This is a genomic window from Bradyrhizobium sp. USDA 4472, from assembly GCF_054058595.1.
In genome coordinates this window covers 3,737,045-3,757,382 of record NZ_JBSSAM010000001.1, presented here as the reverse complement: position 1 = coordinate 3,757,382, position 20,338 = coordinate 3,737,045, and the positions used below count along the sequence as shown (strand labels likewise).

The window sequence follows — 20,338 nt, the reverse complement described above, 5'->3', positions numbered from 1 at the left end:
GACCAATCACGCCGCGTGCTGATGCGCGGCGATGATCTGGTCGGCGGCACGGCCGGTCACCTCGGCCATGTGGTCGAACTGACGGGTGAAGCTGCCGGCGCCTGCCGTGGCCGAACGCAGCTCGACGATGAGCTCGCCGATCTCGGCTTCCGGCATCATGGCACGGACGCTATCCCAGCCACTCCAGCCGTCGCGGGTGTCGAAACCGAGGATCTGGCCGCGTCGCGCCGACAGGATCGCGTTGATCTTGGCGGTGGCATCGGTCGGACAGACGATCTCGACGACGTGGATCGGCTCCAGCAATACCGACTGGCATTGCGGCAGGCCTTCGTTGAGCCCGATCCGCGCCGCCGTGCGGAAGGCGAGATCGGAGGAATCGACGCTGTGATAGGAGCCGTCGGTCAGCGTCACCTGCACATCGGTCACGGGGAAACCGAGCGGGCCGCGCGCGAGCCCGTCGACCACACCCTCTTCCACCGCACCGATATAATTGCGTGGCACCGCGCCGCCGACGACCGTCTCGGCGAACTTGAAGCCCTCGCCGCGCGGCAGCGGCTTGATCTCGAGCACGACGTCGCCGAACTGACCATGACCGCCGGACTGCTTCTTGTGGCGGCCGCGCTGGGTGATCGACTTGCGGATGGTCTCCTGGTACCCGATCGCGGGCGGATGCGAGGAGATCTTGACGCCGAAGCGATCGCGCAACCGCTCGCTGGCGACGCGCAAGTGCATCTCGCCCTGCCCCCACAGCACGGTGTCGTGAGTCTGGGCATTCTGAACGACGATGAGCGAGGGATCCTCTTCGTGCAGCCGCATCAACGACTGACCGAGCTTGACGTCGTCCTTGCGGTCGGTGGCCGCAACCGACATGGCGAGCACCGGTGGCGTCGGCTCCGACGCCGTGAGTGCAGCCGGCGCGGTCTTGCCGCTCGACACGGTGTCGCCCGTCTTGACGGGATCGAGCTTGGCGAGCGCCACGGTGTCACCGGCTTCGGCCGAGGTCCGCTTGCTGTCGTAAGCGCCGCTCACCGCGAGGATGCCGGAGATACGGCTCGTTGCTCCGGAGGAGGATTGCAGCGTGGCACCGTCGTCGAGATGGCCGGAGAGCAGCCGCGTCAGCGACAGCTTTCCTCCGTGCTGCGAGTGCAGCGTCTTGAACACGAAGCCGAGCGCGTCCTTGGTCTCGGGCGCGCCGAGACGTTTTGCGGTCTCCGCGATTCCCGGCGCCTCGTGGCGCAGCGCCTTCATCAGGCGCAGAACGCCGTTTTCGCGCGCGGCGGCACCGAGCAGCACGGGACAGATCAGCCCTTCGCGCAATTCGCGGGCAAGATCGTCGAACACCGCATCACGCGGCGGCTGGATGTCCTCGAGCAGTTGCTCCATCAGCGCATCGTCGTGATCGGCGAGCTTCTCCAGCATCGAGAAGCGCGCTTCCTTCTCCCGATCGAGATTGCCTCCGTCGAGCGCGACCACTTCGGAGGCCCTGTGCTCGCGATAAATGAACGCACGTTCCAGTGCGAGATCGACAAAGCCTTCGATCAGCTCGTTTTTCCAGATCGGGATCTGGCGCAGCACCAGCGGCACGCGCGAAGCGGGCTGGAGCATCGCGAGCGTCTCACGGATGCGCTCGTTGGCGCGGTCGATCTTGTTCAGGAACAGGAAACGCGGAATCTTCAGCTCCTCCAGCTCGCGCAGGATGATCTGCAGCTGCGGCAGCTTCTTCTCGTCGGCCTCGCAGACCACGATGGCGGCGTCGACCGCGGGCAAAGCGGCGCGCATGTCGTGGGCGAACTCAACGGACCCGGGACAATCCAGGAAAGTGTAGCTGTCGCCCATGAAGCTCGTGCTGGCGGCAGTGAGCCCGACGGTCATCTTGTGCTGACGCGCCTCGGGCGTGGCGTCGCCGACGGACGTTCCGGCATCGACACTGCCGGCGCGGGGGATTGCGCCCGTACGCGCCAGGATCGCTTCGAGAAGTGTGGTTTTACCTGCTTGGAAAGGGCCCACCAGCGCAATGCACCGTGGACCTCGGGGACTTCTGACGTCTTGTCCCATTCGCCGCCTCCTTGGTGTGGAGCTCGGCCCATGATTGGGTCGGCAAGCGCAGATGCTCTGCCCCTCCCCGAGATTTGGCAAGCATCAAACGTCGCTGCGGTGCGTCGTCAGTTCGATTAGGTCCTGACTGTTGGCGTTCCCCCTTTCCCCAGTTGGGAGACGTGAAAGCGGCACCGCCCTTGACGCGTCTCAGCGACCCGGACGCAGTTCCAGGCTTTCGAGTCCGGCCGCGACGTTGAGGCCGACCTGGCCCTGCACGCTGAGCGGCTGGAGCGCGATCGAATTGTTGGAGCCGCCGACCAACACGTTTCCACCGAGGCCGACCCCGACCGAGGCGCTGCCCTGCGCGCCCGCGTAATTGCCGGAGAGATCGCCGGGGCCGAGCCGGTTGACCGGCGCGAACACGCCCCAGGCCAGCGTGGTTTCCTGGGTGATGCCGATGTCGAGGCCCACTTTGCGGATCGTCGCGACATAGCGGTCTTCAGGCAGGCCGTCGGCGCGCAGCACGCAGCCGAGATTGGTCACCGATCCCACCACGAAGCCGATGCTGGCACCGCCGCGGCATTCGAGCACCCCGACCTGCACCAAGCGCGACTGAGCGCTGGCGCTCGCGATGGAGGCAACGAGGCTCGCGGCAGCGAGCCCGGCGAGGAGGAATGAGCGGCGCATGAATGTCTCCGGCGATGAATGTGATGCAGGCAAAGAGGCACGGCAGGCGGCCGCACCGGCGTTCTATGCCACAAGTGGCGTGAGCGTGCCAGATCGCTCGAATGTGAAGGAAAAAGGGCCCGCATCAGGCGGGCCCTCCCGTATCGGATCGTTACTTCAAGGCTCAGCGCAGATTGCCGCAGAAGCGCTGGATACGCTTGCAGGCGTCTTCGAGGTCGGAGGTCTTGGTCGCGTAGGAGATGCGGAAGGCCGGGCCGAGGCCGAAGGCCGAACCCTGCACGACGGCGACGCCTTCGGTTTCCAGGAGCTCGGTGACGAACTGCTCATCGTTCGAGATCACGTTCCCCGACGGCGCCTTCTTGCCGATCGTGCCGGCGCAGGACGGGTAGACGTAGAACGCACCTTCGGGACGCGGGCACTCGATGCCGTTGGCCTGGTTGAGCATGGAGACGACGAGATCGCGACGCTCCTTGAACACCTTGTTGTTGGCCGCGATGAAGTCCTGCGGACCGTTCAGCGCTTCCACCGACGCCCACTGCGAGATCGAGGACGGGTTCGAGGTCGATTGCGACTGGATGGTCGACATCGCCTTGATCAGATGCGCAGGACCACCGGCGTAGCCGATACGCCAGCCGGTCATGCAATAGGCCTTCGACACGCCGTTCACGGTGAGCGTGCGGTCGTAGAGGCTGGGCTCGACCTGCGCGACGGTGGTGAACTGGAAGTCGTCGTAGACGAGATGCTCGTACATGTCGTCGGTCATCACCCAGACATGCGGATGCTTGACCAACACGTCGGTGAGCGCCTTCAGCTCGGCCCTGGTGTAGGCGGCGCCGGTCGGGTTCGACGGCGAGCACAGGATGACCCATTTGGTCTTCGGCGTGATCGCGCGATCGAGCGCCGCGGCCTGCAGCTTGAATCCGTCAGCGGCGGTGCAGACCACCGGCACCGGCTCGCCGCCGGCGAGCGCTACCATTTCAGGATAGCTGACCCAATAGGGCGCCGGGATGATCACCTCGTCGCCCGGGTTGATGGTCGCCATCAGCGCGTTGTAGAGCACCTGCTTGCCGCCGGTGCCGACGATGATCTGGTTCGGCTTGTAGGCGACACCGTTCTCGCGCTGAAACTTCGCGATGATCGCGTCCTTCAGCTCGGGAATGCCGTCCACCGCGGTGTACTTGGTCTTGCCTGATTCGATGGCGTGGATCGCCGCCAGCTTGATGTTGGCCGGCGTGTCGAAATCGGGCTCGCCGGCACCGAGGCCGATGACGTTGCGGCCCGCCGCTTTCAGCGCGCGTGCTTTATCCGTGACCGCGATGGTCGCGGACGGCTTCACACGGTCGAGCGCAGCGGCAAGGAAGGACATCGTCATCTCCTGACAAGCGTCGTGAACCCTTTGCTCACGACTCCAATTGTGGGAATGAAGACACCCTAAAACGTGTGCCGCAGCACCGCAAGAAACTTCGGCCCGATCTCGGAAAAGTTTATGGGACCTCAGCGTTTCAAGCTCGATTTCCCGCAATTTTCCGCAACTTTACCGGGCAAACCCCTCATATCCGGCAAGGCTTGTCCTCGGAGCAATCGTGCGTGTGCCATGAGCCGTCATGCCCGGGCTCTTGTCCCGGACATCCACGTTCTTTGCGTCGCGCGGCAAGGCGTGGATGGCCGGGCCATAGGCGAGCGGAAGCGACGCCGTCCTTCGGACGGCTTTGCCCGGCCATGACGATGTGGCGACTTCAGCGTACTCTACGCACGACCGCGCGACGCGATGAGTCCTGCATGTTGACGCAAGCGTGATCTGATTTGCAGCGTCGCACGAACATGATCTTTCCTGGAGTTGCAGTGCGGTAGGGTTTTCCAGTTTTTCTATTGAGCGGCCCTTGCGGCGGATTCGCATCGGCATCATTGTTTAGCCGCGATGCGGGACAACAAGCACCGCACCTCCCTGATCCCGGAATCGAACTCCCAGAATGTACAAGCTCTATTCGATGCAGCGCTCGGGCAACAGCTACAAGGTCCGCCTTGCGCTGGCGCTGTTGAACCAGCCTTACGAAGCGGTCGAGGTGGACATTCTGCGCGGCGAGAGCCGCACGCCTGATTTCCTGACCAAGAACCCGTCCGGTCAGGTGCCGCTGCTCGAGGTCGGCGACAACCGCTTCCTTGCCGAGTCGAATGCCATCCTCTGGTACGTTGCCGTCGGCACGCCGCTCGCACCGGAGAACCGCATCGATCGCGCCGAGGCGCTGCAGTGGATGTTCTTCGAGCAGCACGCGCTCGAGCCGAATATCGGTGCCGCCTATTTCTGGCTGTCGCTGGTCAAGGGTGGGCGCGACCTCCAGACCCACGCTCTGGAGGACTGGATGGAGCGCGGCTACGGCGCGCTCCAGGTGATGGAGAACCATCTCAAGGCCAATGCCTACTTCGCCGCGCGCCAGCTCACCGTCGCCGACATCGCGCTGTACGGCTACACCCACCTCGCCGACCGTTGCGACTTCGATCTCGCGCCGTTCCCGGCGATCCGGGACTGGCTGAAGCGCGTCGAGGCTGCCCCCGGCTTCGTGGCGATGGACTGGCGTCCCGCCGACATCGACAACCCCGCCAGCATCGCGGCGGGGGCTTAAATCCGGTGCAGCGTTAAGAAATAGCGGGCATTGCGTTAACCTTTGCCCCAATCCTGCCGTTTTCGACGCGATCGCTGCCCCAATATTGCCGGTTGAAATTGTGACGTTATGAGGCGTCGCGGGTGATTCGCTCGCACGTTGAAGGATTTGGACCCATGATGCGGGCGTCCGGCACGGTCGGCTTTCAGGGCCACACCGATACCGTCGCGTCTTCCCGGCTGACCAGCGCGGTCGCGGCATCGCTCGCCGTCGCCGCCCTCTCGCTGTGCCTGATCGTCACCCTCACGGTGCTGTCGACCAAGGCGAGCATGGCGATGGGCCTGCCGGTCTGATCCCGGTTTCATTCTGGATCGCCTTCAAGGTGCCGCGCGGCCCGCCGCCTATGGCATCCCGATGGGACACCGATGAAATCGCCCGTGGTCATCGTTGCAATCACCCTGACTGCGGCCATCCTGGTCGCGGCCTCGCTGTTGATTTTCGTCGGCACCCGCAAGGGCCCGGGAACGTCGACATGGAACGCGCCCGCCGCGCAACAGCGCATCATGCACGCCCATTTGGTCTAAAATCATCCGAAAGCTTTGGGCCCGCTCGCAAGCGCCCGTTAAGCGCAACAAGCGAATCCGGATTGCGCTCGCGCAACCATGGGTCAGTGTAATCGCCTTCTCGTTCAGGGAGGAACGAGCCAGGCCATGCGGTTCGAATGGCGTACCATATGCGGTCCCGTGCTGACGGTAGTGATCGCACTGCTGGCGACCCCATTCGATCGTCATGCGCTCATGCTCGCACCGCTGTTCGTCTGCATCGTGGCGTTGGCCGCTTCGCTCTCAGGCTTGGCGTCGGCGCTTGCCAGCGCCACCATCGCCGTGATCGGCACGCTGTTGCTGTCGCTCGGCGATCGTTCAACGCCGGGCATGACCGCGACCGATCTCGCTCAGCTCGCGCTGCTCGCGCTCACGACCGGCGGCACCGCCGCAATCACCGGGCTGATGCGCGAACGCCTGCTCGCTGCTTTCGCCGCCGAGCGGCACAACCACGCCAGTGCGGCACGCTTGTCGGCCGCACTCGACCAGGTCGATATCGGCATCGTGCTGCTCGACGGCGAGACCCGCGCCGAATTCATCAACCGCGCCTTCCGTGACTATTTCGCGCTGCCGGACGAAAAGGCCGACGACAAGCCGCCCTTCATCGCGCTGATGTATCACGGCCGGGACACCGACGCGTTCGATCTGCCGGAGGATGAGCTGGGTCTCTTCATCGCGCAGCGGATGGAGATGGTGCGAATCGGCGATGCCACGCCGATCAACATCGCCTTGCGCAATGGCGAGGTGCTGCGCTTCGTGTGCACCGCGCTGCCCGACGGCGGCCGCATGCTGAGCTATACGCCCGTCACCGACCTCGTGCGCCACACCGACGCGCCGGCGCGCGCCGACTACTATCGCTCGCTGCGCGATCCCCAGGGGCGCAAGCTGATCCGCTATCTTCGGCCGGCGGAGTGATGCGACGCCATTGATCGGCGGACCCATCATCACGTATGAAGGCGCAGCATCGATCCACGGATTTCCCAGATGTCGCTCGCCATTCGCTCCGTGACCCGGCAGGACTACGATCAATGGCTGCCGCTGTGGGACGGCTACAATGCCTTCTACGGCCGCTCCGGCCCGACCGCGCTGGCGCCCGAAATCACACACATGACCTGGCAGCGCTTCTTCGATGCCTATGAGCCGGTGCATGCGCTGGTCGCCGAGAGCGACGGCAAGCTGCTCGGGCTGACGCATTACCTGTTCCATCGCAGCACCACCGCGATCGAGCCGTCGTGCTATCTGCAAGACCTGTTCACGAACGAGGCTTCGCGCGGCAAGGGCGTCGCCTCGGCACTGATCTACGGCGTCTACGAGCGCGCCAGGCTCGCGGGCGCGCCGCGCGTCTACTGGCAGACCCATGAGACCAACACCACGGCACAGAGCCTTTACGACAAGGTCGCGGAACGCTCCGGCTTCATCGTCTACCGCAAGCTGTTCTGATCCTCACCACACCTGTGGATAAGTCCTGCTGTCACCGGCGCGTAACACACCGGGGTTAGGTTGCATTTGCGTCTGATCTGGCCCCCCCGTCACCGATCAAGCGCCTCAGGCGGTCCCCGTCAGTCGCCGCGTCTGACAGGGGCCGCATTTTTTTTGCCTGCAATTCCGTGGCGGCATGGCTGCAACGCAGGCAAGTGCTTGCCGCTGCGTCGCAGCGCGGTCACAATGGCCGCCGGCTCTCCTTTGACAGGACCCGTCATGGAAATTCGCAATCTCGGCGGCTCCGGCCTGCGCGTGTCCGCGGTCGGGCTCGGGTGCAACAATTTCGGCCAGCGCACCGATCTGGAAACCTCGCGCAAGGTGATCCACCGCGCGATCGATCTTGGCATCACGCTGTTCGACACCGCCGATATCTATGCGGGCCAGGGCGGCTCGGAGACCGTGCTCGGCACCGTGCTCGGCGACCGCCGCAAGGACATCGTACTCGCCACGAAATATTCCAAGCCGATGGCGGCCGACGGCACCAAGCAGGGTGCCTCGCGGCGCTACATCATGAACGCTGTCGAGGCCAGCCTGACGCGGCTCAAGACCGACTACATCGATCTCTACCAGCAGCATGATTTCGATCCGCTGACGCCGCTGGAGGAGACGCTGCGCGCGCTCGACGATCTCGTCCGCCAGGGCAAGGTCCGCTACATCGGCCATTCCAACTTTCCGGCGTGGCGCATCGCCGAGGCCGAATTCACCGCGCGCGCGATGAATGTCGGCCGTTTCGTCTCGGCACAGGACGAGTACAGTCTCCTCGTTCGCGACATCGAGAAGGATTTGCTGCCCGCCGCCGAGGAATACAAGCTCGGCCTGCTGCCGTTCTTCCCGCTGGCGAGCGGTCTGTTGACCGGCAAATATCAGCGCGGCGCGGCAGCGCCCGCCGATACGCGCTTCGGCAAGGCGCCGGCGCTGCGCGATCGCTACGTCACGCCGCGCAACGAGGATATCGTCGAGAAGCTGCAGGCCTTTGCGCAGGCGCGCGGCCATTCGATGCTCGAGCTCGCCTTCTCCTGGCTCGCCGCGCGTCCGCAGGTCTCGAGCGTGATCGCAGGCGCCACCCGCATCGAGCAGGTCGAGCAGAACGTCAAGGCGATCGCCTGGCGGCTGAGCGCGGACGATCGCGCCGAGATCGACAAGATCACGCTGGGATGATCGGGTCGGCGCGGCGTCATTGCGCGCCGCGCGCCACCGTCTGCATCACCTCGAAACCTTCGAACTGGGGGTGGCCGAGATACAGCGGCTTGTTGTCGCCGGCCCTGTGATGGGCAGCACGAAAGGCTTCCGACTTGGTCCACGCGTCAAACGCCGCGTGATTGGCCCACACCGTATGCGACGCATACAACGTATGGTCCTCGAGCTCCGGTCCGCGCAGCAGATGGAATTCTACGAAGCCGGGCACCTTGTCCAGATGGCTGTCGCGCGACAACCAGACCTGCTCGAAGGCAGCCTCCGAGCCCTTGACGACACGGAAGCGATTCATGGCGATGTACATGGCTTGCCTCTCCTGATGCTCAGGCGATCATGTCGTCATTCCGCGACGCGCCGCAAGGCAAGGCAACGGAATGATGGAATCAAGCGACCAGCCCCTTCATCGGCCTTGCGCTTGCGCTGTCGGGGAACACCGTCTGGGCCAGCACCTGATCCGACAGGCCGAACTGGCTTTGCAGCACGCCCTTGATCACGGAGCGCAGGTCGGTGGTGGGCTTGAGGTCGCGGGCCTCGTGGAGATTGCCGGGCTTGAGGCCGGGCCAGTCTGAGATGACGCGACCGCCCTTCACGGCCCCACCGGCGAGCAACGCGATGGTGCCGGTGCCATGATCGGTGCCCTCAGTGCCGTTGATGCGCGCGGTGCGGCCGAACTCGGTGGCGACGACGACGACGGTGTCGCGCCAGCGATCGCCGAGCCCGCTTTCGAATTCGGCGAGCGCGCCGTCGAGACCGCCGAGCAGGAAGGCCAGACGTCCGACGGGGCCGCCTTCATTGGCATGCGTATCCCAGCCGTCGAAAGCGAGCGCCGCGATGCGCGGGCCATCATCGGCGGCCATCAGCTTCGCGGCGCCGCGTGCGACCTGGCGCATCTGCGCGACGGCATTGCCGGGCTTCGGCTTCATGTCGTCGCCGCTCGCAGCCTTCTCCAACTGCAGGCCCTGCGTCAGCGCCGAGGCCAGCGCCGGATCGCGATGGCGGTAGAGATCGACCAGCCGCATCGCGGTGTCGTCGTCGGCCTGCGGCAGCGCGACCGGCGCCCAGCCGACGGTCGGCGCATTGCCGCGCAGCACCAGCGGCGTGGTCGGGCCGACCGCAAGTCCGCTCGACACGCGCTCGCCGCGCGGCAGCGCCTCGAGCGCACGATTGAGCCAGCCCGACTGCACGCGACCGGGGCCGGCGTAGCCGCTCTCGAGCACGTCCTGGCCGTCGAAATGCGAGCGATCGCGGTAAGGCGTCGAGACCGCGTGAATCACCGCGGCATGCTGGGCGCGGTACATGCGCGCGAATTCCGGCATCGACGGATGCAGCCCGAAGAAGGAGTCCAGCATCAGCGCGGGATGCGCGCCATCCGCCGTGAGCGCGATCGAGCCGTGCAGGCCGGCATAATCGGGGTCGCCGATCGGCGCGACGGTCGCGAGCCCATCGAGCGCACCGCGCAGGATCACCACGATCAGTCGGGGATCGCGCCCGTCGGCTGCGCGCGCGAATTTCGGCAGATAGGCCCAGGCTGCAAACGACGCGCCGCCGAGCAGAAGGCCGCGGCGCGAGGTGAGGAGCCGGTTTTCGACGCAGTCGATCATCATCATCTCCTCTGAATTTCCGGGGACATCAGCAGCAGCGCCAGCGCCTGCTGGCGCGATTCCGCGCGCTCGATGGTTTTGCGGGTTTCGACCGACGCCGCGTCCGCCGCCGCGAATTCCAGGAGGTCGAGCGGATCGATGTTGGGTCCGAGCCGCGCGCCCATCTGCGAAGCGATATCGAGCCTGAGCTTGATGCCCTCGGGCGCGGCCCAGGCCGCGGCGGTATCCGGAAAACCGTTCGGCCCGGCCGGGGTCCATAACGGCTGGCCCAGCAGGTTCAGACCATTGAGATAGAAGCCGGGATCCTCCGGCATGCGCGCGAGCAGCCGGCCGCTCGCGACCAGGAAATCATAGGGCGAGCGCATCTTGGTCAGCGGCGCCTTCCACGCCTCGTCGGAATCGACCAGCGCCGTGGCCAGTGCCTTGAGATCGCCGTCGGTCTTGACGAAGACGTCGCGCAACCGCGCAACCAGGGCCGGCGGCGGATCGTCGGCGACGAAGTGGCGAACGAGTTTGGTCGCGATGAAATTCGCGGTCGACGGATGCCGCGCAATGTCGGCAAGTGCGGCCTCGCCCTGCGCGAGACCGTTCGCTTCATAGGTTTTGCCGAGCAGCACCTGCGGCCCCGGCTGGTGCGCATTGGCGTTGAAGACGAACGCGCCGGGCGCGCCAAGCTGGCCTTTCCGGCCCGCAAAGGTCCAGCCGGTGATGATGCGCGCGAGCGAGGTGACGTCGGCTTGCGTATAGCCGCCGCCGACGCCGAGCGTATGCAGCTCCATGATCTCGCGCGCGAGATTTTCGTTCAGCCCGCGCTTGCGGTTCTGCCCGGCGCGCGAATCCGGTCCGAGCGATTGCTGGTTGTCGAGGAAGAACAGCATCGCCGGATGCTGCTCGACCGCTTTCAGCATGTCGGCGAAGCGGCCCAGGACATGCGGGCGGATCGCCTCGCGCTCGAAGGCGCCGGCCCACATCCGCGCCAGCTCGCCCTTGCTCGCGGAGACGCAGAAATGATTCGACCAGAACACGACCAGGCGCTCGGTGAAGCCGCAATCGACCAGCATCGCGCGCTGCAACCGCGCCAGCGCCTCGGCGCGAAAGGTCTTCTGGATCACGTTGAGCGGCTGTGCCGGTTTTGCAGCGGCCGGCGCCGAGACGCCAGGCTGCATGCTTTCGGGCTTCGACGTGGCGCCGGCCTGCTTCGCATCAGCCGTCTGCTGGCCCGCGATCTCGCTGGTCACCGTGTTGAGCGAAAGATTGCGCCGCAATTGGTTGTCGGCCTTCTGCTCGGCGGGCGGCGCGGGCGCTTCGGCCGGCGTGGCCGCCTTCGCGGCTTCGCGCGCCTGTTTGACCTCGTCCTGATACGCGAATGCAGCCTGTCCGAGTTGCGGCGTGGATTGCAGCCCAGGGGCCTCAAGCAGCACGCCATAGGGACGCGCCAGTTCCGCCTTCACAAAACCTCTGGCGTCGGAGGCTGCATTGACGAGATCGCCGGATGCGCCGCCGCGCGGCCCAAAGCCGAACCGGTTCAGCGCGACGAGAGCGGCTTGCGAATCGCGGGCCATCGATTTGTTCTCCGCGCGTAGCCAACCACTTTCCTGGTTTGCACGCGGCGCCTAATATACTGCAGCGACAGATGAACCCGGCATGAAAATGACGGCAAAGCTTCGACCTGAATCATGACAAATCCGAAAGAAATCACGCTGACCCAACCGGTCCCGCGCCGCCTCGCCTGTTCCCGCTGCGGCACCGAGTTCGGCTGCGATCTCGCGGGCCATTGCTGGTGCGCGGAGGAGACCGCCAAGCTGCCGATGCCGATCAAGGGCGAGGATTGCTTGTGCCGGGAATGTTTGCGGAAGGCGGCGGCGGAGGCAGAACCGTAGGATGGGCAAGCGAAAGCGTGCCCACCATTTCCATGGCGTGGGCACGGCGCGATCCGCCTTTGCCGACCCTGCGAAGTCTACACTGGATGCCCCGGCGATGTCCGCGCCATGCCGTCGAACGCATCGAGCAGCTTTTCGCGCCAAACGTAAATCGGATCATCGGCCTCGATCAGCCTGAACGGGCTCACCACACGTGCCCATTGAAAACCACCGAACACGATGTAGTCGGCATAGTTCGGCGCAGCGCCGCCGAGATAGGGTTGCGTCTTGAAGGTTTGCCGCATCAGTTCCAGCGACTTGCGGAACGCGACGACGCCGGTGTCGCGGCTCGCCATGATCTCTTCGAGTGTCTTGCCGCCGAACCGCGCCTCGCGCGATTGGCGGAAATACGCGGCATCGATCTCGGCCAGATTCTTCGGGATGTCGGCGATGATGAGCGGAAAGATGCCGCCGACGATCGCGATATCGCCCCAGGCATTGATCATGCGCGCCATGGCACGGCCGCCCTCGCCGCCGAACAGCGACGGACGATCCGGAAAATTGTCTTCGAGATAGTTCGCGATCGCCCAGGAATCGACCACCGGCTTGTCGTGATGCAGCAGCACCGGGACTTTGTCCGAGCCGTGCGGCGCGATCTTGCTTTTCTCGGTGAAGCGCCACGGCAGCGATTCCGCGGTCAGCCCCTTATGCGCCAGCGCCATCCGCGTGCGCCAGCAATAGGGGCTGAACGGGCGCGAGGCATCGGTGCCGACGAGTTCGTAGAGTTTGAGCGACATGGTGTGGTTCCGTCATTGCGAGCTTAGCACCGGCCGAAGGCCGACCCGCGCCTGATGTTACGGTCAGTCTACCGCGGCGGAGGCATTCTGGATTGCTTCGCTTGCGCTCGCAACGACGATGTGGCGAGACGCTACCGCCCGTTGTTTCGCAGCAGCCTCTCACCGTCTTCCGTCACGGCGATGACCAGGCCGAGGCCGGGCAGCGTTTCGCGTGCGACGAAGCCACGATCGGCGGCGTCCTCCCAGATGGTGAGGCGCGGGCAGGAGGTCTTCCAGGTCGCGATCACCTCGGCATAGGCGCGTGGCTCGCGCGCGATCCATTCGACGAAATCCAGCACCAGCGGGTCGGCCGTCTCGCTCATTGCAAACCTCCCTTGGTCAACGCGGCAAGCACCGGTACGCGCAGCAGGAGCCAGCCGCCATAGGCGATGTAGTAGCAACCGATGGTCGTGATCAGCTTGTTCGACCAGGCCACGAATTGCTGGTCGGTCATGGCCTCGAGAAGGCGGCGCGCCAGCGTGGTGCCCAGCATCGAGGCCGCGATCGCAAGGCCGGCCAGCACGGGATCGAGCGAGGCGGCCTGGTCGATGACACCGCCGAAATAGATCAGCTTGGTGAAATGACTGACGATCTGGCACATCGATTTGGTCGCCACCTTCTCGCGCCGGCCGAAATTGCCGCCGAGGAAAAAGGTGTCAAGCAATGGGCCGGAGACGCCGGTCATCAGCATCAAGCCCATGCAGATCGTGCCATAGACGGTGCCCTGCCAGAGGCGATCAGGGTCGGGCTTGATATTGGTCGGCAGCAGCCGCGCCATGAACGGCGTGGCACCCAGCATCAAAAGCGCCATGGGCTTGTCGGGCACGTAGCGCGTGAGCGACCAGGCCGCGAGCGCGATGGCAGCGCCGACCATGTAGTTTGCGACCGGCCGCCAGCGGATATGCTTGCGCCACAGCAAAGCGCGCCAGCCGTTCGAGGCCATCTGCGTGATCGCATGCAGCACCATCGCTGTCGGCAGCGGCATCAGGGCAAGCAGCACGCCGATCAGGATCAGCCCGCCCGCCATGCCGAATAGCCCCGACAGGAACGCGGTGCCGACCATCAGCAATCCAAGCGCAGCAATCATGATGGGCGTCACGTGGGGTCTCCTTTCGACAGGCCCGGGACGCAGGCTGCCCATTCCGCCTCGCCCCGCTTGCGGGGAGAGGCGAAAGGCCGTGCGCCTCTCAACAATCAGCATGAATTACGCTGATGTTTGTGCCTCGCTTGCTCTGCCTTCGCAAACTGAGTTATCTTGGCCTGGCATCAGCTTTCCTGAGGGTCGATTCGGTTGCGACGGCTGCTCTTTCTCAACGGCATCAAGGCATTCGAGGCGGCGGCGCGGACCGGCAGCTTTGCTGCGGCTGGCATCGAGCTGAGCGTGTCGGCGGCCGCCGTCAGCCGCATGGTCCATCTGCTGGAAGAACGGCTCGGCGTCGCGCTGTTCGAGCGCAAGGCCAACAGGCTGGTGCTGACGCAGGCAGGCCGCGCCTATCAGAGCGGGCTGACGCCGATCTTTGATGCGCTCGCCAGCCTCACCGCGCAGGTGACGGCGCCGTCCAGCGTGCGCGTGCTCACCATCGGCGTCGGACATACGTTTGCGATGCGCTGGCTGATTCCGCGGCTGTCGGAGTTCCGCAACGAAGAGCCTGACGTCGAGGTACGCTTCACCACCGGCGGGGCGTCGGTGCCGTTCGGCGAGGACTGGAGCTGCGGCATCAAGCTCGGCACCGGCGACTGGCCGGGGCTCGTCGCCGAGCCCTTGTTCGCCGGCGACCTGACGCCGGTCTGCGTGCCCCGCCTCGCCGCCAGCCTGAAGCGGCCGGCCGACCTCAAAGGCCCGAGCCTGATCCGCGTCGAGCATTCGCCGGAGGATTGGCCGCTCTGGCTGAAGGCCGCGAACCTCACCCGCATCAATCCACGCGGGCCCGAGTTCCAGTTCTACGGCCAGGCGTTGCAAGCCGCGGCCGACGGGCTCGGCATCGCCATGGGCATCCGGCCCTATATCGACGACGATCTCGCCGCCGGACGCCTGGTGGCGCCGTTCTTCGAGCTCTCCGTGCCCAAGGGCATGCGCTGGTACCTGCTGTACCGCAGTTTCCAGACCGAACAGCGCGACTTCGCCGCGTTCCGCCGCTGGATCATGCGGGCGGCAGCGGAACCCGCGGCGAGGCCGCGGCGGTCCGGACGCGTCGCGGCGCGGAGCTGACGCCTAAAAAAGCCGGCCGCTTGTGAACCGCTTCACATTTCCAAATCCGCAAACGTGGTGCTCTAACCCTCCGGCACGAGACCATTTTGGGGACCACCAATGACGACCCTTTACGACGGCTTTGACATCGAATCCTTCGAAGCTGGCAAGGGGCTGTGGCACGCCCGTATCCGGCGCGCCGATTTCAGCCCGGTTGCCATCGATGGCGTGCTGTTTCCGACCATGGAAGTCGGCTTCGCCTGGCCCGATTCCGACGCCGCGATCGCCGACGCCAAGCATCACATCGACCGCTTCCGCCACCGCGCCGACGACCGCGACGACGACCGCGACGACGAATAGTCGACGGCAACAGGACTGAAGCGCAACAGGGGACACCGGTTCATGTCGGTCATCGAATACGACAACGATCCAGGGTCAAGGATCTATCCGCGCAAGGTGCTGGCGATATGCCCGGAATGCGATGGCGATCTCACGGTGCTCCGTGTGATCGGCGGCCGCGCCGGATGCGAGTACTGGACCATGCGCTGCATCGATTGCGGCGGGATCCATCTCGATATCCTCAAGCCGCGCCTGACGGTCGGCGACGGCGACGGGCCGCTGCCGGTGGCTTAATCGCCAGCGGTCACGTAACAGGGATCACTGAACAAGGCCTGCTGCCAACCTGCTGTCAGCAGCCTGCGCACGGAACGGGCATTCGCTCTTTTCTGAGGGGCGGACTCGTCCCATATTCGGAGCATGGCGAAGAAACCTGCTCCCCCGAAATCTCCGAAAGCCAAAGCACCGAATTCGAAGGCACATCGGCCCGATGTGCAGCCGATCGGGCCGGCCCTGGCCGAATTGCTCAATCCCGCAATCAATCGCGGCGATGCCGGGCTGGGATCGGGTACCGGGCTGCAGCCGCCGCCGGATAATTCGCGCGATCGCCGCGCCGGGGGCGAGGCCGCGGCGCATCGGGCCCGCGCGTCGACGCCGAAGGAGTTTCCGCAGGATTCGACGCGGCCGATGCCGCTGCGGCCCAATCCGCAGCCGGCAGGCGCCCGCGCCTCGACCGAAGGTCTAGGCGAGGCGCCGCAGGCCAATTACGGAACCGCGGCCACGATCCCAACGCTCGATCCGGAACTGGCGCGTCAACTCGGCCTGCCCACCGAAGAGGACGATGCCGAGGCACTCGCGCGTCCACCACGCAGCAAGATGGAGGCGCTCGGCGTCAAGGCGACGGCCGACGCACTGGAATCGCTGATCCGCGAGGGCCGGCCCGAGTTCCGCAAGGACGACGGCTCCACCAAAGTGTGGACCCCGCACCGGCCGCCGCGCCCGGAAAAGTCGGAAGGCGGCGTCCGTTTCGAGATCAAATCTCCATACGAGCCGCGCGGCGACCAGCCGACCGCGATCGCCGAGCTTGTCGAGGGCATCCAGCGCAACGAACGTTCGCAGGTGCTGCTCGGCGTCACCGGCTCGGGCAAGACCTACACCATGGCCAAGGTGATCGAGGCGACGCAACGGCCCGCGATCATCCTCGCGCCGAACAAGACGCTCGCCGCCCAGCTCTACGGCGAGTTCAAGAGTTTCTTCCCCGACAACGCGGTCGAGTACTTCGTCAGCTATTACGACTACTACCAGCCGGAAGCGTATGTGCCGCGCACGGACACCTACATAGAGAAGGACTCCTCGATCAACGAGCAGATCGATCGCATGCGCCATTCGGCGACGCGCGCGCTGCTCGAACGCGACGACGTCATCATCGTCGCGTCGGTGTCCTGCATCTACGGTATCGGTTCGGTCGAAACCTACACCGCGATGACCTTCGCGCTGAAGAAGGGCGAGCGCATCGACCAGCGCCAGCTCATCGCCGACCTCGTCGCGCTGCAGTACAAGCGCACGCAGGCCGACTTTACCCGCGGCACGTTTCGCGTGCGCGGCGACGTCATCGACATCTTCCCGGCGCACTATGAAGACCGCGCCTGGCGCGTGAACCTGTTCGGCGACACCATCGAGAGTATCGAGGAGTTCGATCCGCTCACCGGCCACAAGCAGGACGAGCTCGAATTCATCAAGATGTACGCCAACTCGCACTATGTGACGCCGCGCCCGACGCTGGTGCAGGCGATCAAGTCGATCAAATCTGAACTGAAGCAGCGGCTCGACCAGCTCAACAGCCAGGGACGCCTGCTGGAGGCGCAGCGGCTGGAGCAGCGCACCACCTTCGATCTCGAGATGATGGAGGCGACGGGAAGCTGCGCCGGCATCGAGAATTATTCGCGCTATCTCACCGGGCGGCTGCCCGGCGAGCCGCCGCCGACGCTGTTCGAATACGTCCCCGACAACGCGCTGGTGTTCGCCGACGAAAGCCACGTCACCGTGCCGCAGATCGGCGGCATGTTCCGCGGCGACTTCCGCCGCAAGGCGACACTGGCCGAATACGGTTTCCGCCTGCCGTCATGCATGGACAACCGCCCGCTGCGCTTCGAGGAATGGGACATGATGCGGCCGCAGACGGTCGCGGTATCGGCGACCCCGGGCAGCTGGGAACTGAACGAGAGCGGCGGCGTGTTCGTCGAGCAGGTCATCCGCCCGACCGGGCTGATCGACCCGCCCGTCGACATCCGCCCCGCCCGCACCCAGGTCGACGATCTCGTCGGCGAAGTGCGCGCCACCGCGCAGGCCGGCTACCGTTCGCTGATCACGGTTCTCACAAAACGCATGGCGGAGGACCTCACCGAATATCTGCACGAGCAGGGCATACGTGTCCGCTACATGCACTCCGATATCGACACGATCGAGCGCATCGAGATCATCCGCGACCTTCGCTTGGGCGCGTTCGACGCGCTGGTCGGCATCAACCTGTTGCGCGAAGGCCTCGACATCCCCGAATGCGCGCTGGTCGCGATTCTCGACGCCGACAAGGAAGGCTTCCTGCGCAGCGAGACCTCGCTGATCCAGACCATCGGCCGCGCCGCGCGCAACGTCGACGGCAAGGTGATCCTCTATGCCGACCAGATGACCGGCTCGATGGAGCGCGCCATCGCCGAGACCAACCGTCGCCGCGAGAAGCAGGTCGAGTACAACAATGCCAACGGCATCACGCCGGAGAGCGTGAAGAAGCAGATCGGCGACATCCTCAACTCGGTCTACGAGCGCGACCACGTGCTGGTCGAGATCGGCGGCCACGACATGACCGACGACGTCATCTCGATCGGCCACAATTTCGAAGCCGTGCTCGCCGATCTCGAGACGCGCATGCGCGAGGCCGCCGCCGATCTGAACTTCGAGGAAGCCGCCCGCCTCCGCGACGAGGTCAAGCGCCTGCGCGCCACCGAGCTCGCCGTCGTCGACGACCCCACCGCCAAGCAGCGCACCGTGCAGGTCAAGGCCGGCGCCTATGCCGGCACCAGGAAGTATGGCGATGCCGCGAACCTGCCGGTCAGCGCCATGAAGAAAAAGACCGTGAGCTCCGCGCTGAAAGCCAGCGGCGGCGGCAGCGGCTCGAAAGTGCACAAGCCGCATCTCGACGAGATGCACGGCCCGGAATCGCTGCCCTATCGGGAAAACCAGTCGCTGCCCTCAAAACCATTCGGCAGCACGAGCCGCATCATCCAGCCGACGGACTCAAGGCAGTCCGGTCCGGAGTTCGGGCCGGCACCGAAGTCGACCGGTGGTGCGCCGGGGCGACGGGGTGGGTGGAAGAAGAGGTAGGTGCTCGTTTGGTCGATGAGTGGTGGGTGTCCTCACCGCGCACTCACCGCCATCACGGACAGTATCAGCCCGGTCATCGCGAGCCGACGCGATGCAGCAGGTTGGGTGCATCATTCAGTGATTTGTCGGAGAGCAAGAGGCGCTTACAGCTTGCCCTGCCCGTTCATCTGGCTCTGTTGCTGCTGCTTCTCCTGCTCCTTGGCGTGGTGACGGCCGTAGAGGCAGCCGGCGGCGGCGCCGAGCATGCCGTGATGGCCGGCATAATGGCCGGCCACGCCGCCGACGATGGCGCCCTTGATGCAGCCCTTGGCATTGGCGGCGGAGCTCGCACCCAGCATGAGGAGCGCGGCGGTGATCGCGATGAGCGGGGATTTCATGATTATCTCCTGCGGTGTCCGGCGTCTCAACGAACACAAACGCGCTGGGTTCCCGCACTCGCCGCGTGGCGAGACGCGCTCACATGCACGGCGTCAAGATGTCCGCCGTCATCCCGGCGAAGGCCAGGTCGGCACGGGGAGTGAGCACTGTCGCGGGCTTGAACCTCCCTCGCCTCTCCTTCGACTGATCAGGGGACGTTGTGAACGCCGGCTGGGGATCGGTGCCGATGAAAGTCGCGTTGCTTGCAATGTTGGGACTGTTCCTGGGTGCATTGGGCGGAGCCGCGCTCGGCATCGGGGCCGGGCTCGCCTGGGTCCAGATCGCGCATACGACGCGTTTCGAAGGCTATAGCGGCATGCTGGTGTTTTTCACCTTCATGCCGGTGGGGGCCGCCATCGGCGGGATCGGCGGCGGGGTGCTGTTCGCCCTGCTGGCCATGCGCGACGACGTCATCGCGGTTGAGCCGGGGTCCGCGACCGAGCCGGCCCGTGGCCGGGACCGGTAAAATTGCGGGGTTCTATTGTAAATCTCACATTTCGCGCTCACTTGCGCATTGCAAAAACGTGATTTGAGTTTTTCCAGAAATCCCGTATTTGTTCGTATACGAATGAATTGACCGGCCCTTCGGCACCTTGCTGTGCACGGGGTTGTTTTCCGTTTTTCTGCAAGCCAGTTTCAGGACGCCCCAAAATGACGGAGCACAGTCTCTGGCGTTTCTCGCGTGCGTTGCACCGCGCGATCAACGACCGGCATTTCGAGGATATCGAGACCCTGATCGACGAGGACGTCGAGTGGGCGATCTACGGTCCGATCGACATGTTTCCGTTCCTGGGCGCGCGCCAGGGCAAGGCGGCCGTGCTCCAGGTCATCCGCCAGCTCGCCGACAATTTCCGCGTCCGCCGCTTCGACCGCGAGAGCATTATGCTGGGCATCGATTCCGCCTCCTCGATGCTGCGCTATTCGCTGACGGCCCTCGATTCCGACAAGCCGATCAGCTTGCGCGTGGCGCAGTTCGCCCAGTTCAGGGCTGACAGGCTCGTCAGCATGCGGGTGCTGGTCGATACGTTCGATCTGGTCGAGCAGGCACTCGGCCGCGCCATTCATCTGCCAAGGATGACCGGCGTCGGCTGAGCGGGACACCAACGGGCTCCGCAATGCGG

The 20,338-nt window shown here is 65.2% G+C and carries 23 protein-coding genes; 13 read left to right on the top strand and 10 right to left on the bottom strand.

Annotation, left to right across the window (positions count from 1 at the left end; all coding sequences use genetic code 11):
- Positions 1–6: 6 nt before the first annotated feature.
- From ACVWZ4_RS17420 to ACVWZ4_RS17410, 3 genes are all read right to left on the bottom strand, one after another.
- The gene (locus ACVWZ4_RS17420; RefSeq protein ID WP_456699585.1) at positions 7–2,055 is read right to left on the bottom strand and encodes an elongation factor G; all 2,049 of its coding nucleotides are present in this window, start codon (positions 2,053–2,055) and stop codon (positions 7–9) included.
- Positions 2,056–2,244: 189 nt separating this feature from the next.
- Entirely contained in the window at positions 2,245–2,724 is a 480-nt protein-coding gene (locus tag ACVWZ4_RS17415) for a DUF992 domain-containing protein (protein ID WP_456699586.1), read from the bottom strand.
- Between the two features lie 163 nt (positions 2,725–2,887).
- Positions 2,888–4,090 (bottom strand): pyridoxal phosphate-dependent aminotransferase, encoded by a 1,203-nt coding sequence (locus tag ACVWZ4_RS17410; RefSeq protein ID WP_456699587.1) that lies wholly within the window; start codon positions 4,088–4,090, stop codon positions 2,888–2,890.
- Positions 4,091–4,694: 604 nt separating this feature from the next.
- Here ACVWZ4_RS17410 and ACVWZ4_RS17405 point away from each other — a divergent pair.
- The 6 genes from ACVWZ4_RS17405 to ACVWZ4_RS17380 all read left to right on the top strand — a co-directional run bounded on the left by ACVWZ4_RS17405 (position 4,695) and on the right by ACVWZ4_RS17380 (position 8,566).
- On the top strand, positions 4,695–5,345 hold the full coding sequence (locus ACVWZ4_RS17405) for a glutathione S-transferase family protein (RefSeq protein ID WP_456699588.1): 651 nt from the start codon (positions 4,695–4,697) through the stop codon (positions 5,343–5,345).
- A gap of 155 nt (positions 5,346–5,500) precedes the next feature.
- Complete coding sequence (locus ACVWZ4_RS17400) at positions 5,501–5,677, top strand: hypothetical protein (protein WP_456699589.1); 177 nt, start codon at positions 5,501–5,503, stop codon at positions 5,675–5,677.
- 72 nt (positions 5,678–5,749) lie between these two features.
- Positions 5,750–5,908, top strand: coding sequence for a hypothetical protein (locus tag ACVWZ4_RS17395; protein WP_456699590.1), 159 nt, complete (start codon positions 5,750–5,752; stop codon positions 5,906–5,908).
- 126 nt (positions 5,909–6,034) lie between these two features.
- Positions 6,035–6,841, top strand: coding sequence for a PAS-domain containing protein (locus tag ACVWZ4_RS17390; protein WP_456699591.1), 807 nt, complete (start codon positions 6,035–6,037; stop codon positions 6,839–6,841).
- Positions 6,842–6,910: 69 nt separating this feature from the next.
- Complete coding sequence (locus tag ACVWZ4_RS17385; protein WP_456740819.1) at positions 6,911–7,366, top strand: N-acetyltransferase family protein; 456 nt, start codon at positions 6,911–6,913, stop codon at positions 7,364–7,366.
- Positions 7,367–7,624: 258 nt separating this feature from the next.
- Positions 7,625–8,566 carry an aldo/keto reductase gene (locus ACVWZ4_RS17380; protein ID WP_456699593.1) on the top strand — a complete coding sequence of 314 codons (942 nt, stop codon included), beginning with the start codon at positions 7,625–7,627 and terminating at the stop codon, positions 8,564–8,566.
- A gap of 16 nt (positions 8,567–8,582) precedes the next feature.
- Here ACVWZ4_RS17380 and ACVWZ4_RS17375 read toward each other — a convergent pair whose 3' ends face one another.
- The 3 genes from ACVWZ4_RS17375 to ACVWZ4_RS17365 all read right to left on the bottom strand — a co-directional run bounded on the left by ACVWZ4_RS17375 (position 8,583) and on the right by ACVWZ4_RS17365 (position 11,765).
- Complete coding sequence (locus tag ACVWZ4_RS17375) at positions 8,583–8,906, bottom strand: antibiotic biosynthesis monooxygenase family protein (protein WP_456699594.1); 324 nt, start codon at positions 8,904–8,906, stop codon at positions 8,583–8,585.
- A 79-nt stretch (positions 8,907–8,985) separates the two neighbouring features.
- Positions 8,986–10,203 (bottom strand): DUF1501 domain-containing protein, encoded by a 1,218-nt coding sequence (locus ACVWZ4_RS17370; protein WP_456738283.1) that lies wholly within the window; start codon positions 10,201–10,203, stop codon positions 8,986–8,988.
- A 2-nt stretch (positions 10,204–10,205) separates the two neighbouring features.
- Positions 10,206–11,765 (bottom strand): DUF1800 domain-containing protein, encoded by a 1,560-nt coding sequence (locus tag ACVWZ4_RS17365; protein ID WP_456740818.1) that lies wholly within the window; start codon positions 11,763–11,765, stop codon positions 10,206–10,208.
- Between the two features lie 114 nt (positions 11,766–11,879).
- Between ACVWZ4_RS17365 and ACVWZ4_RS17360 the strand changes: the two genes are divergently transcribed.
- On the top strand, positions 11,880–12,083 hold the full coding sequence (locus ACVWZ4_RS17360; protein WP_456740817.1) for a cysteine-rich CWC family protein: 204 nt from the start codon (positions 11,880–11,882) through the stop codon (positions 12,081–12,083).
- A gap of 77 nt (positions 12,084–12,160) precedes the next feature.
- On the opposite strand, the gene ACVWZ4_RS17355 is transcribed toward ACVWZ4_RS17360, so the two are convergent.
- The 3 genes from ACVWZ4_RS17355 to ACVWZ4_RS17345 all read right to left on the bottom strand — a co-directional run bounded on the left by ACVWZ4_RS17355 (position 12,161) and on the right by ACVWZ4_RS17345 (position 13,997).
- On the bottom strand, positions 12,161–12,859 hold the full coding sequence (locus tag ACVWZ4_RS17355; RefSeq protein WP_456740816.1) for a glutathione S-transferase family protein: 699 nt from the start codon (positions 12,857–12,859) through the stop codon (positions 12,161–12,163).
- A 131-nt stretch (positions 12,860–12,990) separates the two neighbouring features.
- The gene (locus tag ACVWZ4_RS17350) at positions 12,991–13,221 is read right to left on the bottom strand and encodes a hypothetical protein (protein ID WP_456699599.1); all 231 of its coding nucleotides are present in this window, start codon (positions 13,219–13,221) and stop codon (positions 12,991–12,993) included.
- Complete coding sequence (locus ACVWZ4_RS17345) at positions 13,218–13,997, bottom strand: TSUP family transporter (RefSeq protein WP_456699600.1); 780 nt, start codon at positions 13,995–13,997, stop codon at positions 13,218–13,220. Before ACVWZ4_RS17345 ends, ACVWZ4_RS17350 begins: the two co-directional genes overlap by 4 nt.
- Before the next feature lie 192 nt (positions 13,998–14,189).
- On the opposite strand from ACVWZ4_RS17345, the gene ACVWZ4_RS17340 reads away from it, so the two are divergent.
- The 4 genes from ACVWZ4_RS17340 (at position 14,190) to uvrB (ending at position 18,800) form a co-directional block, all read left to right on the top strand.
- Entirely contained in the window at positions 14,190–15,107 is a 918-nt protein-coding gene (locus ACVWZ4_RS17340) for a LysR substrate-binding domain-containing protein (protein ID WP_456740815.1), read from the top strand.
- 99 nt (positions 15,108–15,206) lie between these two features.
- A complete protein-coding gene (locus ACVWZ4_RS17335; protein WP_456740814.1) occupies positions 15,207–15,446 on the top strand; it encodes a hypothetical protein in 240 nt (79 codons plus the stop codon).
- Positions 15,447–15,488: 42 nt separating this feature from the next.
- Entirely contained in the window at positions 15,489–15,719 is a 231-nt protein-coding gene (locus ACVWZ4_RS17330; protein ID WP_456699603.1) for a hypothetical protein, read from the top strand.
- Between the two features lie 123 nt (positions 15,720–15,842).
- Positions 15,843–18,800, top strand: coding sequence for an excinuclease ABC subunit UvrB (gene uvrB / locus ACVWZ4_RS17325; RefSeq protein ID WP_456738823.1), 2,958 nt, complete (start codon positions 15,843–15,845; stop codon positions 18,798–18,800).
- Between the two features lie 143 nt (positions 18,801–18,943).
- Here uvrB and ACVWZ4_RS17320 read toward each other — a convergent pair whose 3' ends face one another.
- Positions 18,944–19,177, bottom strand: a complete 234-nt coding sequence (locus ACVWZ4_RS17320) for a hypothetical protein (RefSeq protein WP_456740813.1) — start codon at positions 19,175–19,177, stop codon at positions 18,944–18,946.
- A gap of 227 nt (positions 19,178–19,404) precedes the next feature.
- Here ACVWZ4_RS17320 and ACVWZ4_RS17315 point away from each other — a divergent pair, with 227 nt between their 5' ends.
- Together ACVWZ4_RS17315 and ACVWZ4_RS17310 are read left to right on the top strand one after the other, a co-directional pair.
- Positions 19,405–19,683 (top strand): hypothetical protein, encoded by a 279-nt coding sequence (locus ACVWZ4_RS17315; RefSeq protein ID WP_456740812.1) that lies wholly within the window; start codon positions 19,405–19,407, stop codon positions 19,681–19,683.
- Positions 19,684–19,868: 185 nt separating this feature from the next.
- Positions 19,869–20,309 carry a nuclear transport factor 2 family protein gene (locus ACVWZ4_RS17310; protein ID WP_456737293.1) on the top strand — a complete coding sequence of 147 codons (441 nt, stop codon included), beginning with the start codon at positions 19,869–19,871 and terminating at the stop codon, positions 20,307–20,309.
- Positions 20,310–20,338: the final 29 nt, after the last annotated feature.

Bases quoted from the DNA above. Each gene is read 5' to 3' on its own strand.
- ACVWZ4_RS17420 (WP_456699585.1), bottom strand. From the start codon at position 2,055: ATGGGACAAGACGTCAGAAGTCCCCGAGGTCCACGGTGCATTGCGCTG.
- ACVWZ4_RS17415 (WP_456699586.1), bottom strand. From the start codon at position 2,724: ATGCGCCGCTCATTCCTCCTCGCCGGGCTCGCTGCCGCGAGCCTCGTT.
- ACVWZ4_RS17410 (WP_456699587.1), bottom strand. From the start codon at position 4,090: ATGTCCTTCCTTGCCGCTGCGCTCGACCGTGTGAAGCCGTCCGCGACC.
- ACVWZ4_RS17405 (WP_456699588.1), top strand. From the start codon at position 4,695: ATGTACAAGCTCTATTCGATGCAGCGCTCGGGCAACAGCTACAAGGTC.
- ACVWZ4_RS17400 (WP_456699589.1), top strand. From the start codon at position 5,501: ATGATGCGGGCGTCCGGCACGGTCGGCTTTCAGGGCCACACCGATACC.
- ACVWZ4_RS17395 (WP_456699590.1), top strand. From the start codon at position 5,750: ATGAAATCGCCCGTGGTCATCGTTGCAATCACCCTGACTGCGGCCATC.
- ACVWZ4_RS17390 (WP_456699591.1), top strand. From the start codon at position 6,035: ATGCGGTTCGAATGGCGTACCATATGCGGTCCCGTGCTGACGGTAGTG.
- ACVWZ4_RS17385 (WP_456740819.1), top strand. From the start codon at position 6,911: ATGTCGCTCGCCATTCGCTCCGTGACCCGGCAGGACTACGATCAATGG.
- ACVWZ4_RS17380 (WP_456699593.1), top strand. From the start codon at position 7,625: ATGGAAATTCGCAATCTCGGCGGCTCCGGCCTGCGCGTGTCCGCGGTC.
- ACVWZ4_RS17375 (WP_456699594.1), bottom strand. From the start codon at position 8,906: ATGTACATCGCCATGAATCGCTTCCGTGTCGTCAAGGGCTCGGAGGCT.
- ACVWZ4_RS17370 (WP_456738283.1), bottom strand. From the start codon at position 10,203: ATGATCGACTGCGTCGAAAACCGGCTCCTCACCTCGCGCCGCGGCCTT.
- ACVWZ4_RS17365 (WP_456740818.1), bottom strand. From the start codon at position 11,765: ATGGCCCGCGATTCGCAAGCCGCTCTCGTCGCGCTGAACCGGTTCGGC.
- ACVWZ4_RS17360 (WP_456740817.1), top strand. From the start codon at position 11,880: ATGACAAATCCGAAAGAAATCACGCTGACCCAACCGGTCCCGCGCCGC.
- ACVWZ4_RS17355 (WP_456740816.1), bottom strand. From the start codon at position 12,859: ATGTCGCTCAAACTCTACGAACTCGTCGGCACCGATGCCTCGCGCCCG.
- ACVWZ4_RS17350 (WP_456699599.1), bottom strand. From the start codon at position 13,221: ATGAGCGAGACGGCCGACCCGCTGGTGCTGGATTTCGTCGAATGGATC.
- ACVWZ4_RS17335 (WP_456740814.1), top strand. From the start codon at position 15,207: ATGACGACCCTTTACGACGGCTTTGACATCGAATCCTTCGAAGCTGGC.
- ACVWZ4_RS17330 (WP_456699603.1), top strand. From the start codon at position 15,489: ATGTCGGTCATCGAATACGACAACGATCCAGGGTCAAGGATCTATCCG.
- uvrB (WP_456738823.1), top strand. From the start codon at position 15,843: ATGGCGAAGAAACCTGCTCCCCCGAAATCTCCGAAAGCCAAAGCACCG.
- ACVWZ4_RS17320 (WP_456740813.1), bottom strand. From the start codon at position 19,177: ATGAAATCCCCGCTCATCGCGATCACCGCCGCGCTCCTCATGCTGGGT.
- ACVWZ4_RS17315 (WP_456740812.1), top strand. From the start codon at position 19,405: ATGAAAGTCGCGTTGCTTGCAATGTTGGGACTGTTCCTGGGTGCATTG.
- ACVWZ4_RS17310 (WP_456737293.1), top strand. From the start codon at position 19,869: ATGACGGAGCACAGTCTCTGGCGTTTCTCGCGTGCGTTGCACCGCGCG.